Source organism: Vibrio sp. E150_018 (assembly GCF_053544035.1).
On record NZ_JBHGNY010000001.1, the window covers coordinates 503,531 to 519,550 of the forward strand.

General features: G+C 38.6%; 17 protein-coding genes. 4 read left to right on the forward strand and 13 right to left on the reverse strand.

The features are described from left to right. Positions 1–380: 380 nt before the first annotated feature. Positions 381–1,094, forward strand: a complete 714-nt coding sequence (gene cobB / locus ACE3G9_RS02350) for a Sir2 family NAD+-dependent deacetylase (RefSeq protein WP_417881189.1) — start codon at positions 381–383, stop codon at positions 1,092–1,094. A gap of 102 nt (positions 1,095–1,196) precedes the next feature. Here cobB and ACE3G9_RS02355 read toward each other — a convergent pair whose 3' ends face one another. The 4 genes from ACE3G9_RS02355 to potA form a co-directional block, all read right to left on the reverse strand. Further along, positions 1,197–2,243, reverse strand: a complete 1,047-nt coding sequence (locus tag ACE3G9_RS02355) for an extracellular solute-binding protein (protein ID WP_417881188.1) — start codon at positions 2,241–2,243, stop codon at positions 1,197–1,199. 191 nt (positions 2,244–2,434) lie between these two features. Further along, the gene (potC, locus tag ACE3G9_RS02360) at positions 2,435–3,220 is read right to left on the reverse strand and encodes a spermidine/putrescine ABC transporter permease PotC (protein WP_237294198.1); all 786 of its coding nucleotides are present in this window, start codon (positions 3,218–3,220) and stop codon (positions 2,435–2,437) included. Next, positions 3,220–4,080, reverse strand: coding sequence for a spermidine/putrescine ABC transporter permease PotB (potB, locus tag ACE3G9_RS02365; RefSeq protein ID WP_417881187.1), 861 nt, complete (start codon positions 4,078–4,080; stop codon positions 3,220–3,222). Before potB ends, potC begins: the two co-directional genes overlap by 1 nt. After that, on the reverse strand, positions 4,080–5,237 hold the full coding sequence (gene potA / locus ACE3G9_RS02370; RefSeq protein ID WP_449218379.1) for a spermidine/putrescine ABC transporter ATP-binding protein PotA: 1,158 nt from the start codon (positions 5,235–5,237) through the stop codon (positions 4,080–4,082). The genes potB and potA overlap by 1 nt, the downstream gene beginning before the upstream one ends. A 259-nt stretch (positions 5,238–5,496) precedes the next feature. Between potA and ACE3G9_RS02375 the strand changes: the two genes are divergently transcribed. Genes ACE3G9_RS02375 through ACE3G9_RS02385 form a run of 3 tightly spaced genes read left to right on the forward strand, consistent with a single transcriptional unit; the run spans position 5,497 to position 7,750 of the window. Continuing rightward, the gene (locus tag ACE3G9_RS02375; RefSeq protein WP_417881185.1) at positions 5,497–6,306 is read left to right on the forward strand and encodes a hypothetical protein; all 810 of its coding nucleotides are present in this window, start codon (positions 5,497–5,499) and stop codon (positions 6,304–6,306) included. Further along, the gene (locus ACE3G9_RS02380) at positions 6,303–7,094 is read left to right on the forward strand and encodes a glucosaminidase domain-containing protein (protein ID WP_449218380.1); all 792 of its coding nucleotides are present in this window, start codon (positions 6,303–6,305) and stop codon (positions 7,092–7,094) included. Before ACE3G9_RS02375 ends, ACE3G9_RS02380 begins: the two co-directional genes overlap by 4 nt. Continuing rightward, a complete protein-coding gene (locus ACE3G9_RS02385) occupies positions 7,094–7,750 on the forward strand; it encodes a DUF2987 domain-containing protein (protein ID WP_449218381.1) in 657 nt (218 codons plus the stop codon). Before ACE3G9_RS02380 ends, ACE3G9_RS02385 begins: the two co-directional genes overlap by 1 nt. A gap of 99 nt (positions 7,751–7,849) precedes the next feature. Here the strand turns inward: ACE3G9_RS02385 and ttcA are convergent, their stop codons facing one another. The 9 genes from ttcA to ACE3G9_RS02430 form a co-directional block, all read right to left on the reverse strand. Beyond that, the gene (gene ttcA / locus ACE3G9_RS02390; protein ID WP_417881182.1) at positions 7,850–8,803 is read right to left on the reverse strand and encodes a tRNA 2-thiocytidine(32) synthetase TtcA; all 954 of its coding nucleotides are present in this window, start codon (positions 8,801–8,803) and stop codon (positions 7,850–7,852) included. Positions 8,804–9,021: 218 nt separating this feature from the next. Then, the gene (uspE, locus tag ACE3G9_RS02395; RefSeq protein WP_449218382.1) at positions 9,022–9,960 is read right to left on the reverse strand and encodes a universal stress protein UspE; all 939 of its coding nucleotides are present in this window, start codon (positions 9,958–9,960) and stop codon (positions 9,022–9,024) included. A 227-nt stretch (positions 9,961–10,187) separates the two neighbouring features. Further along, positions 10,188–10,934, reverse strand: a complete 747-nt coding sequence (locus ACE3G9_RS02400) for an FNR family transcription factor (RefSeq protein WP_417881180.1) — start codon at positions 10,932–10,934, stop codon at positions 10,188–10,190. A gap of 82 nt (positions 10,935–11,016) precedes the next feature. Further along, positions 11,017–11,688: a sulfite exporter TauE/SafE family protein gene (locus ACE3G9_RS02405; protein WP_449218383.1), complete on the reverse strand. Its 672-nt coding sequence runs from the start codon at positions 11,686–11,688 to the stop codon at positions 11,017–11,019. Beyond that, entirely contained in the window at positions 11,685–11,879 is a 195-nt protein-coding gene (gene ccoS, locus ACE3G9_RS02410) for a cbb3-type cytochrome oxidase assembly protein CcoS (protein WP_417881178.1), read from the reverse strand. Before ccoS ends, ACE3G9_RS02405 begins: the two co-directional genes overlap by 4 nt. A 13-nt stretch (positions 11,880–11,892) precedes the next feature. Beyond that, positions 11,893–14,283, reverse strand: a complete 2,391-nt coding sequence (locus ACE3G9_RS02415) for a heavy metal translocating P-type ATPase (RefSeq protein ID WP_449218384.1) — start codon at positions 14,281–14,283, stop codon at positions 11,893–11,895. A 9-nt stretch (positions 14,284–14,292) separates the two neighbouring features. Beyond that, positions 14,293–14,772 (reverse strand): FixH family protein, encoded by a 480-nt coding sequence (locus ACE3G9_RS02420; RefSeq protein ID WP_417881176.1) that lies wholly within the window; start codon positions 14,770–14,772, stop codon positions 14,293–14,295. 76 nt (positions 14,773–14,848) lie between these two features. Next, entirely contained in the window at positions 14,849–15,841 is a 993-nt protein-coding gene (gene ccoP / locus ACE3G9_RS02425; RefSeq protein WP_442293834.1) for a cytochrome-c oxidase, cbb3-type subunit III, read from the reverse strand. Beyond that, entirely contained in the window at positions 15,841–16,017 is a 177-nt protein-coding gene (locus ACE3G9_RS02430; RefSeq protein WP_417881174.1) for a cbb3-type cytochrome oxidase subunit 3, read from the reverse strand. Before ACE3G9_RS02430 ends, ccoP begins: the two co-directional genes overlap by 1 nt. Positions 16,018–16,020: the final 3 nt, after the last annotated feature.

A 16,020-nucleotide genomic window follows, 5' to 3' on the forward strand; every position in this document is an offset into this window, starting at 1 on the left:
AACTTTTATCTTGGCGTTGCTATTACATGAATAGACAAGATAAATTATCCCTATATACCCAAGTGGCTTTAAGATGCAGAATTCAGAGCTATCATCCAAACCTTTAGGCAAGGAAGATTGGCGAAGGAATGTAGACACCTTTCAAACCAATCTGACGCGGCCTATCTCTTATAAAAAGAAGAGGTTTGAATGAAGCTCCCGAAGGGCAAGTTAAAACAAGCTTTATGCTGCATTAAATTAAACAGAGATAGAATGACTATGCTCATATTCAATTTGTCTTGCCTAAAGCTTGTTTATTCTTGCTGAAACTCGCACCTTGCAGTTACTTGGGTATAAAGGTTAAATACAAATCAACAAACCATTACCTCAAAAGGATTCATATGAACTTCCCATATAAAAACATTGTTATCCTGACAGGGGCTGGAATATCAGCAGAATCTGGCATTCAAACTTTCCGATCTCAAGATGGATTATGGGAAAATCATAGAATTGAAGATGTCGCGACTCCAGAAGGTTATAACTATAACCCTGAATTAGTACAAAATTTTTATAATCAACGCCGTAAAGGGTTGCAAGATAACCATATCGAGCCGAATCTCGCTCATATAGCCTTAGCTGATCTTGAGAGCAAACTCGATGGTAAAGTAACAATTGTGACTCAAAATATCGACAACCTGCACGAAAGAGGGGGAAGTAACAATATTATACATATGCATGGTGAGCTATTTAAAGTTCGCTGTCCGGAGTCCAACCAAGTAATTGAATGTTTTAATGATCTCGGTACACATGATTTATGTCACTGCTGCCAAATTCCAAATCCACTCAGACCACACATCGTATGGTTTGGAGAAATGCCGCTACAAATGGCGGAAATCTATGCCGCCATTGAAGAGGCCGATTTATTTATCTCTATTGGTACGTCTGGTGTCGTCTATCCTGCAGCAGGTTTTGTTCACGATGCTAAAATGCATGGTGCACATACTATCGAAATTAACCTAGAACCGAGTGCGGTAGAAAGCGAATTTGCAGAGAAACGCTACGGTAAAGCAAGTATTGAAGTACCAAAGCTTGTTGATGAGCTACTAAAACTCTAATCCAGCGCATGTTATTTCTGTTTCAGTTAATGTAAAAAACCGCTGAGACTATTCAATCTCAGCGGTTTGCATTTATCACTTATAGTCTTTAGTGAAAGAAACTTAATTCATTTCTACTTTAAGCTTTTGGAAATACTCTTCATATAGCACGTTAGCATCACCAACATCATCTTGCCATTCGCCAGAATCTAAGACTTTCTGTGGTGGGAAGACATTCTCATCATTAGCAAATTCTTTCGGCAATAATGGGTAAGCTGTTTTAACCGGTGTAGGGTAGCCAATTTCCATCGAGATTTTTGCAGCATTTTCTGGACGCAGTAAGAAGTTAATCATTTTGTAAGCCGCTTCAATATTTTTCGCACCAGAAGGAATAGCTAAACTATCCATCCAAAAGATAGTTCCTTTTTCTGGCCAAATAATATGAATTGGCGCACCTTCTTGACGAGCCATGTAAGCCGAACCATTCCACAACATACCTAGTGATGTTTCACCTGCTAAATAAGGGTTAGCGGGGAAGTCTGAGTTAAATACTAATACATTTGGCATTAGCTTTTTCAACTCAAGGTAAGCTTGCTTAATCTGTTCTGGATCGGTGGTATTGCCAGAGTAGCCTAATTTAGTTAAGGCAATTTGGAATAGCTCACGAGGGTCATCCATCATCATTAATTGACCAACCCATTTCGGATCCCATAAATCACCCCATTTTTTGATTGATGATTTATCTAACATATCAGTGTTGATACCGATACCTGTCGCCCCCCAAACGTAAGGGATAGAGTAGTCGTTACCTGGATCAAAAGGTTTGTTTAGATAGTTAGGATCTAAGTCAGAAAAGTGAGAAAGCTTGGCGTGGTCAATTGTCATCAACATGCCTTCTTTACGCATTTTAGATACAAAGTAAGTGGAAGGCACGACCAAATCATAACCTTTACCTTGTGTTTTTAACTTGGCGTACATTGACTCATTGGATTCATAAGTAGAGTAAATGACTTTAATTCCAGTTTCTTTGGTGAAGTCTTGTAAAACTTCATTTGGGATATACTCAGACCAGTTATAAAAATAAAGCTCTTTATCTTCAGCATGTGCATAACCTGTGGTAAATGTAGCTGCTAGTGCTGCACCGACAAAAAACTTAGACCATGTCTTCATTGATTCCCCCAGTATGGAATTTTTATTGATTTAACACGTTAGCTGATGCTCATCTTTTACAGAATCGTCATTAGCTTCAAAATAGTGTGAGTATAGTCATATAAATTGTTTTTTAAAGTATTATTCACTACTTACTCATTAAAAAAAGCCTGCAACTAAGCAGGCTATTTATTTGATCACATCTGTTAGTTTTACTTTACTTTATCTCGAGCTAAAGCCTGTGAGCACATAACTAACATTAAAGAGACGACTAGCATCACGGTTGCAAGAGCATTAACTTCTGGAGAAATACCGACTTTAACCATAGAGTAAATTTTCAATGGTAGAATTTCATAGCTTGGTCCCGTCACAAAAGAGCTGATAATCACGTCATCAAGCGATAAAGTAAAACTCAACAACCAACCAGCAGCAACCGCAGGTTTAGCCAAAGGCAAAATGATACGTTTTAGAATAATCCATTCACTGGCACCTAAGTCTTTTGCTGCTTCGAGCATCTTCACATCAAAACCTTTTAATCGACTATAAACTGTCACCACAACAAATGGTAAACAAAAGGTAATGTGTGAAATAAGCAGGGTAATTAACCCCAGTTGGAAACCTACTACCAAGAACAAAGCAAGCAGTGAAATCGCCATTACAATATCTGGCGACATCATGACCACAAACAGTAGGCCGTTAACCGCACCTTTCCCTTTAAATTGATATCGAAACAGCGCGACAGCCGTTAAGCTACCAATAATGGTTGCCGCTGTCGCAGAAAATACTGCCACCGTGATTGAATGACCAGCCGCTTGAATTAAGCTGTCATTATTCATTAAATCGCTATACCACTTAGTCGTAAAGCCGCCCCATTTAATACCAAATTTACTGGCATTAAATGAATTTACAATCAAAACAATAATAGGTAGATATAAAAACAGGTAGACCAAACTCATAAAGCTAGACTTGGCAACCGTTCCACCAACAGACTTTTTCATCAGTCTAACTCCACTTTTTTATTCAATAGTTTACCCGCACGATAATAGGCATAAAGCATCAATGCCATCACTAGGGTTAATGCGATACTCGTGGCAGCACCAAATGGCCAATCACGAGCATTGAGCACTTGACTCTTAATTACATTACCAATCAATAAGTTTTTCGCACCACCTAGTAGGTCCGAAACGTAGAACATACCTAAAGCAGGAAGTAGTACTAATAAACAACCTCCAATAATACCAGGCATAGTAAGGGGTAAGACGACCTTTAATAGAGTTTGTACCTTATTAGCTCCGAGATCTCTTGCCGCTTCAATGTAAGTGTGATCTAGTTTTTCAATCGCTGAATACAAAGGCAAAATCATGAAAGGAAGTAGGATGTAGACTAGACCTATCATTACTGCTGTTTCGGTATACATAATACGTATTGGATGCTCAATCAAACCTATCGCTATTAAGCTTTTATTCACAATACCTTGAGTACCTAGCACAATTTTTAAGCCGTAAGTACGAATGAGTGAATTGGTCCAAAATGGTACTATGACCATAAACAACATAAATGGACGAATTTTGACCGGCATTTTTGCGACAATATAAGCAAAAGGGTAACCAATCAGTAAACACAAACCCGTTGCGACAACTGCCATGTACAATGAATGCAACATGACTTTGGCATAAAGCGGATCAAGCAAACGGGTATAGTTACTTAACGTAAAGGTTAACTCGATTAAATTAGCTTCATCACGCGTTAAAAAACTGGTAATGATAATCATCAAATTTGGAATGAAAACAAACAGCATCAGCCATGAAACAATAACAAGTACTATACTGTTTTGAAGATTTAATTTCTTCATTTGCATTACTCTGTTTCTTCATGGTTAGTATGAGAATCGCCATCTTGTGGTAAAACAACTTCCCAACTTTCTACCCAAGTAATCGACACTTTCTGGCCAATCGAGTGATCCACATCAGGATCATCTTCGTTAAAAAATTCACTGACCATCACACGCATTCCTGATTCAAGTTCAACCACGGAATCTAAAGTCATCCCTTTATAAGTACGTTCTTTTACATGCCCAACAATACCAATATCTTCAGATTCTTTTATCTCTTCAATGCGTATATCTTCGGGACGAAGAAGAACATTCAGATTTTGACCAGGTTGGACAGGGTGGTTGTAGTGTACCGAGCATTCAATACCTTCGATTAAAGCAGTTATTGTCTTCTCATCATTGCGCTTCACTACTTTGGCTTCAAAGGTATTAATCTCACCAATAAAGCTTGCGACAAATAGGTTTTTTGGCTCTTCATAAATTTCACGTGGTGAGCCATCTTGTTCAATCACACCATCACGCATAACAATAATACGATCAGACATTGAGAGCGCTTCTTCTTGATCGTGAGTAACAAAAATAAAGGTAATACCAAGCTGACGCTGCAGTTGTTTTAGTTCTAACTGCATTTGCTTACGAAGTTTGTAATCTAAAGCAGATAATGATTCATCGAGCAGCAGTACTTTAGGCTTATTCACCACTGCACGCGCAATCGCAATGCGCTGCTGTTGACCACCAGAAAGTTGGTGAGGTTTGCGTTGCGCCATGGATTCTAATCGAACCATTTTGAGGGCTTCTTCAACTCGAGAATCAATTTCCGTTTGTGCTACTTTTTGCATACGCAAACCAAAAGCAACATTTTCAAAAACGGTCATGTGAGGAAAAAGTGCGTAACTTTGGAATACAGTATTAACGTGTCTTTGTTCTGGTGGCTGTTCGGTCACATTTTCATTTGCCAGTAGAATCTTGCCGGAATCAACCATTTCAAAACCTGCAATCATTCTTAATACCGTTGTTTTACCACAACCAGAAGGACCTAAAATAGTTAAGAACTCACCATGATTAACATTAAGATCTAAATTTTCAATGATGGATTTACCATCAAAACTTTTGCTGATACCAGTCAGTTGGATAACGGTAGGAGTTTGAGTAGATTCAACTTTCAATTTCTGTATTTCTCCCAAGAAAGAACAGCGATGTTAGACACAAAAATTTGAGGGCGAATCATAGTCGCCATTAAGTGTAATTCATAGCATTTTTTGCCATAGCGTTATTAATTATCATCTATTCATATCTGATATACAAAAAAGAATCACGACAAGGTAATAGTAGTTGATTAATTTATGCTTTTACAAAATGAAATAGACACAAACTCGCATATTAAGATGTCTTGAGTATAATGAGCCACAATTATGCTAGTAAGAGATCCTGGATCCCCATTTTATGAATGATAAAGTAGACAAAGTGTTTAATATCGGTGGCAATATAGAGACCGCGCTATCAGGACAATATGAACTAAAAGCAACCAATATTATTAAAGAAGCCTGGCAACTGACAATAAAGAACTTCTTGTCATTTTCACCAACAATTGTGGTTTTAATTATTTTGCAAATAGCGATTTTTATGATTGCTTTAAAATTACAGTTAGGGGATACCAGCATCCTCTTTACTTTACTTGATGGTAGTGCAGACTCGACCCAAATCGAAAACATCATTCAATCTGTCATCATCGCCAATTTTAGCTATGAAATTATCAGTGCGCCATTGTATGCCGGCGTGTGTTTAATGGCGATGAGTCATGCTACGGGCTTTAAAACCAAAACAAACCATATCTTTAAAGGATTACACTTTACTATCCCGGTGATGCTTGTCACGCTGATGGGGTTAATTCTTCAAGGTTTAGCAGGGGCGGTTTTACCTTTCTTATCTTTATACATTTCAATGACTTTTAGTAACTCTGTTTTTCTGGTGTGTGAAAAAAGAATGACACCTATTCGGTCGTTATTGTTGTCTTTCCGAGCCGTTAATAAGAAAATTCTGACTGTTTCGGCAGTGTATGCTTTGATTCTCATTATGTTTTTTGCCGCAGCACTATTCTATGGGATCGGCTTTATCCTTGTTCTACCATTTTTCTTTCATGTTAAAGGCATCATCTATCGCGATATGTTTGGAATTAAAATGAAAATAATCAACTCAGGGGGCAACGGCACGCCTCCTAGCAATAATAAACAATCACAGGTATTTGACGCATGAAGAAAAAAATCATTATGACCTTAGCGATCCTGTCGTTTTGGGCGGTTTACTTTTTTCAAAATCATTATAATCAACAACCTGATACCAACAGGGAGCAGGCAACTGAGAGCGCGACTAAACCCAAAGCGCCAATGCCGGTCGACGATACTCACCTTAAAAAGAAAAAATTCTTTGACGAGCTTCGTCCTGGGATTGCAAAAGAAAATGCTCGTATTATGGAAGAACGTCATGCTCTATTGGATATTAAAAAACAATTTGAAGATGGCGATTTCACGTCAGTACCATCAAAAGCAAAACAATTGGCTGGAGATTATGAATTAGCTATCCCTGAAGCGGGTATTGATGAAACTTGGTTGGACACAATGCTTAATCGCGTTAATGTTTTACCGCAGTCACTAGTATTAACTCAAGCAGCGAATGAATCTGCATGGGGAACCTCAAGATTTGCTAAAGAAGGCAACAACTTTTTTGGGCAATGGTGCTATGTTAAAGGTTGTGGATTAGTGCCTTTACATCGTGTTGAAGGAGCGACTCATGAGGTAGCTAAATTCGATTCTCCACAACAATCTATCCACGCGTACTTTATGAATGTGAACCGTAATAACGCATATAAAGAACTTCGTGATATCAGAGCGAAATTAGCCAGTGATGAACAAGATTTAAAATCTCAAGCAACAGCATTAGAGTTAACGAATGGCTTGTTGAATTACTCTGAGCGTGGACCAGATTATGTTGATGACCTGCAATCTATGATTAAACATAATTCTGAGTTTTGGACGGATAAATAATGATTAACATTCGTCATATTGGAATAGTTGTCGCTTTATACGCTTCCATTTTAGCGTTACCTGTGCATGCTGAGCAGTATCGTTTTAATTATTCTAAGCTCTATACACAAATGAAGAATAACCTTGAAGAAGGGCATCCCGATGTAAAAGTCGCGTTCTTTTTTCAAGAACATCAAACTTCTCGTTTATGTAACATTGATAAAGCTTGGATGGAAAAAGACAAACATTATGAAGAGTTTGTTATTCCACCATCTCAAGAGCTTATCGTGCCACTTGATAACAACTTGCGACAGGTTGGTCCTTTAATCTATGTCAATGCAGAGCAAGGCAAGACCTGTGACTTCTCTATGGTAGTGATGACTAAACAGCCACTTTCCGGTGAAGTTTCTTATCAAGATATTGAGCAACTATTGCCACAAATGAGCAAGATGCTCGATGATCTAGGTGGAATGTTTTCAAGTTGGTTTGCACCAAAAGTGATTGGATTAACATTAGAGTTTGGTGGGCTAAAACAAGGCGTCATTCAAACCTCTAAAGGCAATACATTCCCAATCGATGACGGAAAAGCGAAAGTAAGTTTAGCTAAACTATCTGAAGATGAATCGTTATTACTGCCACAAGCTACTTTTAGGGCATTACCTTTACTCGAAAAGTAACCAGTAGAGTAGTTTATAAGATAAAAAAAGAGCTAAACAATATCGAATTGTTTGGCTCTTTTTTTAGTTACCGGTAGCTTAGGCTAAGTATGGTCGAGATTAAATATTCGTGACATCAAGCTGTAAGCTAGGATCAAACTCAATAGCATCTTCTGACGATACTGAGTTTTCAGGTAATGCTTCTTTATCAAACCCAATATCACCACCATTGATTACACCTGAATCACGGTCAATCGATTTAAAATCAAACAAATTGTGATCGGCTAAGTGGCTAGGTACCACATTTTGCACCGCTTTGAACATTGTCTCGATACGGCCAGGGAAACGCTTATCCCATTCGTTAAGCATTTGCTTAATATTTTGGCGCTGCAAGTTAGGTTGTGAGCCACATAAATTACAAGGAATAATTGGGTAGTCACGCATCGCTGAAAACTTAATGATGTCTTTTTCACGGCAGTAAGCAAGAGGGCGGATCACCACATGTTCACCATTATCCGATACCAATTTAGGTGGCATTGCTTTCATTTTTCCGCCATGGAACATGTTTAAAAATAACGTTTCCAAGATATCGTCACGGTGATGACCTAGTGCAATTTTAGTCGCACCAATTTCATTAGCGGTACGATATAAAATACCACGACGTAGACGAGAACAAAGTGAGCAGGTCGTTTTACCTTCAGGGATCTTATCTTGAACGATTGAATAAGTATCTTCTTCAACTATCTTGTATTCGATACCTAGAGATTTAAGATATGCTGGTAAAATATGATCAGGAAATCCAGGTTGCTTTTGATCTAGGTTCACCGCTACAAGCTCAAAATTAACGGGCGCACTTTTTTGTAGGCTCATCAAAATATCTAACATAGTGAAACTATCTTTACCGCCAGAGAGGCACACCATGATACGATCGCCATCTTCAATCATATTAAAGTCAGCAATAGCTTGACCTGTATTACGACGAATACGCTTCTGTAACTTATTAAAATTATACTGCTCAGCTTTCTTTTTCGCTGTTTTCTCAAGTTCTTCAACAGTATTTTGATCTGAATTCATGGTGCTTTGCCTTTACTGGTCTCAAGCGTTGCTTGATGGTGTTGCCAAGTACCTATTATTTTAAAAAATCATGGCGCTTTTAAAAAGCATAGAGTTTTTAAAGCTGATAGGTGCTGCATAAATAAAGGCCGTATCATACTCACAAATGACAAAAGAGCAACACTCGAAAGGGTTGCTCTTGCCGTCTGATATCCAATTTAATGGTGTATTATTGACTCTTAATTGGGATCGAGTGGACTAATAAAGCCTTCTGGTTTCAGTGCCAACACATCACAGTTTATCTTATCAATGACGTTCTCTGCTGTATTACCAATAAACACAGCGGATAGACCGGTTCTACCTGTGGTTCCTAAAATAACCAAACCAACATCAAGCTCTTTGGCCGCTTTTGGAATAACATCTTCTGGCAAGCCTTCATTCACCCTAGTATGCTCTTCATCAATACCATACTTTTGGCGCAACGCTTTCATTGCCGTTAAATGAAAACCACGCACTGCGTCAGTATAAGATGTCGGATCAAACTCAGGTAACTCCACTGTAATATTTGCTGGTGTCACAGGGTATGAGTTAACAAGGAATAGTTCGGCATTCAGTTGCTTCGAAAATTTGAAACCTTGCTCTACCATGCTTTCATTAAGTACGGTATGGGTAGTGTTTTCCGAACCGACATGAACTGATGCAATAATGTTGCCATTGACTGGCCAATCATGATTTTTAACGAGTAGTACAGGGCATGGACACTTACGTAATAAATGCCAATCTGTTGGTGTAAAGAATACCGATTCAAGAACATCGTGCTGACGTGTGGTTTTCAAAACAATATCATAACCACCAGAGAACACTTCACCAATAATGGCTTCATATGGGCGGTGATGCCAAACCACTTTAATATTAAGTTCAACACCAGCTTTCAAATAAGGTTGCGCAACTTCTTTCATCCAACCTTCACGTTGTTGAATAACACCGCGTCTCATTGCATCACGCTCTTCAGAAGAGAGCATAGATGTCATGTCATATGAAAAATCATAAATAGATAGAAAAAATGTGATTGGAGCGGGGTTCGGTAAATCTCGAACAATTTGAAATGCACGCGCTAATGCTGATTGTTCAACATTATTAACATCAGCGACCACCAAAATGTTTTTGTATGAATTCATAATAAGCTCTCCCTTCCTTAACTCATTTGATCTAACGATAGATCAAAGTATACCAAGGGTACAACATGCCTAGATTTTGATTCTTTCAGCAAAAGAAATCCATTGGTATTAGTTTAACTTTAGCTGAATTTGCAGATAATTATTAGTGACATAAGCTTGATTTTAGAAAGAAAAAAGCCGCTAAATATGAAACTTAGCGGCTTAATCATAAATTAAATATCTAATTTTTATTCTTCAGCAAAACCAGCAAGTTTTTGCAGTACGTCATGATTGATAATCGTAATATACTTACCTTTAACACTTAAAATATCGCTCTTTTGGAAACGGCCGAGTAAGCGACTAATCGTTTCAACGGTTAATCCTAGGTAGTTACCAATATCACCACGAGTCATGGTTAATCGGAATTCACGAGGAGAGAAACCACGTTGCGAGAATCGAGTTGATAAATTATATAAGAATGCCGCTAAACGTTCTTCAGCATTCTTCTTAGACAATAGCAAGATCATATCTTGATCGCCTTTAATTTCATTACTCATTAAACGCATAATTTGTTGGCGCAACTTTGGCATTTGACCTGAAAGTTCATCTAACGTTTCATAGGGGATTTCACAAACCATTGAGGTCTCTAATGCTTGAGCAAAACTTGGATGAGCATTATTATTAATCGCATCAAAGCCAACTAAATCACCAGCAAGGTGGAAAGCCGTGATTTGTTCATCACCTTGTTCCGTGATAGTGTAACTTTTTATCGTGCCAGAACGAATTGCATAAAGTGATTTTAGTTCATCACCTGCTTTAAAAATTTCTTGTCCTTTTTGGACCGGCTTTTTTCGCTCGATAATTTCATCAAGTTGATCCAGTTCATCATCATTTAATGAATATGGAATACATAATTGGCTGATACTGCAGTCCTGGCAATGAATAGCACAACCACCAGATTGGACCCGTTTCGTTTTTGCGTTATCTGAAATCATAAAATACCGAGCAGTTTTAATTGATATACATCAATATTTTAGCATCTCATACTACTAAAGGACAGCATAAAATCATCAGATATTACAGTAGACGGATAACTCCTTGATACAACTGAAATAAGGCGTAAGCCAATAAAACCGTGGCCCCAAGGCGTCTAAATAGTAAGGATTTTATTAGCTGATTGAACTGAGTCGCACTCACACCAACCGCAAGCATCAATGGTAGTGTTCCCAAACCGAATGCCAGCATGATCAAAGCACCATTTATTGAATTCCCAGCTGCAGCAGACCAAGTCAACATAGAATAGACTAAGCCACATGGAAGCCATCCCCAAATGAAACCAAAGGGAAGTGCATAAATAGGGTGTTTAATAGGAAGTAGCTTTTGACCGAATGGTGCAATATACTTCCAAAGTCTTTGACCTACTTTTTCTACCCATATCAGACCATTCCACCATTGCCCAATATATAAAGCCAGTAGTAACATGAACACGGCAGATAAAAGACGTAACCAATTGAGAGGAGCGTTGATTCCAGAGTAAGACGAAATGGTTGAAATAGAGCCTCCAATTATCGCTCCTATTAAAGCATAACTAGATAAACGTCCAATATTATAAAAAAGGGGGTTCAGCCACTGCCTCTTTGTTGAAACTTGCCCTAAGTTCATTAAAGAAGCGATACCACCACACATCCCCATGCAATGACCAGCGCCTAATAAACCGATTAGAAAAGCCGCTAACCAATCCGAACTCATTTTACTTTCTCTTTCTTTTCAGTAGGCTTTACGATTTTATCATCAAGGTCATCGTTATCATCAAATAAGATACTATGCCCTTGACGATCGAGATCATCAAATTGATCCGTTTTTACTGCCCATACAAACAAAGCCACTGCGATACAAACAAATATGATGGCAATTGGAATTAACAAGTACAAACTGGCCATTTCAAGAACCTTATTACTTCAACAATCTAAGTGAGTTGGTCACTACAATAATGGAACTTGCAGACATACCAATAACGGCAAAATAAGGAGCAATGAACCCCATAATAGCCAATGGAAGAATTAAGGCATTATAACCTAGTGCCCAAGCTAAATTTTGTCGGATAATACCACGAGTTTGAATGGCTAGCTCTCTAGCTTCAAGTACTTTATCCAACCTATCGCCGAGTAGAACCATATCTGCTGATGATTTTGCCACATCTGAACCACTACCCATGGCGACAGAAAGGTGAGCACCTGCTAGGGTGGGCGCATCATTAATACCATCACCAATCATTAAGGTAACACTATGCTTATGAAGAGACTGTAGATAAGCTAATTTGTCTTCAGGTTTAGCTGAGCATTGATATTGAGTGATACCCAATGCTGAAGCGACTTTTTGAGTATTTAGCTTTGAGTCTCCCGTCAATAGAGTAATATCAATATTGGCATTTTGTAATTGCTTAATAAAACTTAGGCTTTCTTTACGTATAGGGTCAGTATACTCAAAACGTGCAACCAAACGGTGATTACAAGATAAATAAACCGAAGATGCTTGTGACTGTTCTAACTCTCGTCCATCTATATTTAAGGCAAAAGATAAGGTTCCAATATGCCAAACATCATTTAAATACAGTCCAGAGACACCAGAACCAATAACGTTAGAAACATTTTCTATCGTGACTTTTTCGGATGAATATTTCTGGAACGCCTTTGAGATTGGGTGGTTAGCATGCTGCTCTAACGCAGCAGCAATCGCTAGCACTTGAGAATTAGTATACTGAGAGTCTAAAAGTTCGGTATCACTAATCTCAATATTACCTTCCGTCAGGGTGCCGGTTTTATCCAATACGATATGATTTACTTGGCATAGGGTTTCAAACACATGACCTTTACGCAATAAAATACCTAGGCTTCCCAGCTTTGAGGTTGAGCAAGTCACTGCTGTAGGGGTAGCAAGAGATAAAGCACATGGACAAGTTGCCACGAGTACCGACAACATAATCCAAAATGCTTCATCTGGTTGATGTTGATGCCAATAAAGCCAAGTTGCGCCAGCGAGCACCAAAATGACCGCAACAAAATACTTAGCAATATGATCGGCAATTTCTGCAATTTTAGGCTTTGATAACTGAGCCTCATCTTGCAGTCTTACAATATTGGAAATGACAGAATCAGCTTTGTGACAAGTCACTTCCAACTCAAAAGATTCGCCAACATTCATGGTACCAGCATAAACAAAATCATGGTGTTGCTTTAACACGGGAATAGATTCTCCCGTAAGCATGGATTCATCAATTTGTGTGGTACCGACGACAATCTGCCCATCGGCAGGAATATGTTCCCCTGGTAATACTCGAATAACATCACCAATGGTTAAACTTCGAACCGGGATCTGACTTCCGTCTAACTTCCTTGCCATCGCTGGCACTAGTTTCAATAAATTTGCGCTGGCGGTGGCTGCTTTACGACGTGCGCGCATTTCTAAAAAACGACCTACCAATAAAAAGAAGGTAAACATGGAGATCGATTCAAAAAATACCTCACCTTTGCCCGCCACGGTAGCCCATAAACTTGAAACATAAGCAAAGATAAGTGCAATAGATACGGGAACATCCATGCCTAGCGTCTTGGCCTTTAAACTACGCCAAGCATTAATATAGAAAGGCTGAGCTGAATAGAGCAGTACAGGTGTTGCGAAGATCAAACTGACAACTCTTAAAAACTGTTTAAACTCACCATCAAGATCAGAGAATACTTCAAAATAAAGTGCAATAGCGAGCATCATAACTTGCATTGTTGCTAAACCTGCAACACCCAAGCGATAAAGATACTGTTTCATCATTTGGTGGTAGCTTTCTTCATGATGATTAGGCTCAAACGGTGCAGCTTTATATCCCAATTGATGAATATTTTTTAATAACTCACTTAAATGAATTTTAGAATTATCCCAACGTAATATGGCTCGGTTAGTGGTGATATTAACTCGAATTAAAACAACGCTAGAGTCAGACATTAACTGCTTTTCGATAAGCCAGGCACAAGCAGCACAAGACACACCGTCTAGTGACAGGGTAACCTCAGATATGTTTTCAGTGTTTCGAACAAACTCTTTCTGAACATCTTCATTATCATAATGGATGAGCTTTTTCAGTTGCTCAGGGACCATCTCTACTTTCTCAGCAGAAGTGGTGCGATATTGATAATAAGAAACTAAACCACTCTCTACGATAGTTTGTGCAACTGATTGACATCCCGGGCAACACATAGGGCGAATCTGCCCAAGTATTTCAACGTTAAAATTAGTATTAGCAGGTACATCATCATGACAGTGATAACACACTTTATGCGTCGAACGAGCAGACATTTTTACGCCTTAATCCAGTAAAACGGTTGATGTTTTGGTAGGAAATTCAATTTTCCCTTGGATAATCCATTCTTTGTTATGTGGTTCTAGTTTAATGAACCAAGGGCCTTGTAATGGTGTAGATAAGTTAAGTCGATAATTACCATGAGCATCAGAACTAAGAGTACGTTCGAAATCACGATCAGGGAGAGTTCGGTGAGTAAATGAGACTTTTAAAGCAGGGTAAAGATCGAGTTTACCTTTGTCTAACTTAAAACTCACGCCTCTAGGAGTTGAAATAACACTAGCATTAAGTTTGAAGCCTTTTGCAACATGTATTCTAGTTAGATCAACATTAATGCCTTTACCTTCTTTATAGTAATTTTCAGAAACCAAATCGACACTATTTTTCGTAAATAGACCAAGCGTAACGAAACTACCGGTGACTGCGCACATAGGGAGAAAAATTAAAAACCAAGGCCAGAATTGTTTGTACCAGGGCTGTTGCATAGTATTCTCACAAATAAAACAAAATAGATACAAGAAAAAACAGCCCCATTATGGGGCTGTTAAACCACTTAATATATTATTGGGCAGGTTCTGGTTGAGGCTGGTTACTCAAACTCCAGACATAAGCACCAACAAGATGAACCTTATCATCACCTAAGATATTGATCCAAGTAGGCATAACGCCTTGACGACCATACTGAACAGATTCAGTCACATCAGCGCGAGAATCGCCAAATAACCAATCATTATCGGTAAGATCTGGTGCTCCAAATGCAGGGTTACCTTTACCATCAGTACCATGACAGGCCGCACATGCTGCAAAGCGCACTTTACCAGCAGCGGCTTCACGTGAGTTAACTTTACGTCCAGATAAACTCAAGACATAACTTACCACTTCACGAACACCATCATCGCCAAATGTTTCCCCCCATGCAGGCATCGCACCTACACGACCATGACGAATAGTCGTCAAGATAGCTTCAGGTTCACCACCGTATAACCAAGCATCGTCAGTTAAGTTCGGAAAACCTTTAAAACCACGAGCATCAGAGCCATGACATTGAGAACAGTTTTGCAAAAATAAATTTTGTCCTACGTGTAAGGCATCTGGATCTGCAGCAATTTCAGGTAATGTACGATATGCAGTACCTTCCGAGTTATAAGCTAACTGCTTAAACGACTCACCATAAAACTTATCGGCATCATCTAACTCTTTTGAATATTCGTCCAATTGTTTATTTTCTTGAGCATTTTTAATTGCAGCATTCATTTCCTCTACAGACTTAACTTGTTGAGGAGAACTTGTCCAATTTAATAGACCTGGAAAGTTACCTAAACCAGGATATAGTGCAAGATAAATAGCTGAAAATAAAAATGTGGAGAAGAATAAGTAGGTCCACCATTTAGGAAGTGGGTTATTAAGTTCACGAATACCATCATATTCATGCCCCATATCTGAACCTTCTTCTACGCCCATTTTGTCTTTAAGACACCAGATTAAAATGGCCGCAATACCAAAAATTGTACCTAATGTAATTACGGTAATCCAAACACTCCAGAATGTAGTCATTACTGCATTCCTCCCTGTTTTTTATCTGATTTAGCTGGTTCATCATCAAAGATAAGATTCGCAGCTTCATCAAAACGAGACTGGCGACTTTTGCTTCCATAAGCCCACCATACAACACCACAAAAACCGATGAATAAAACAAGGGTCCAGATACTATGAACGGTTACAATATCCATATC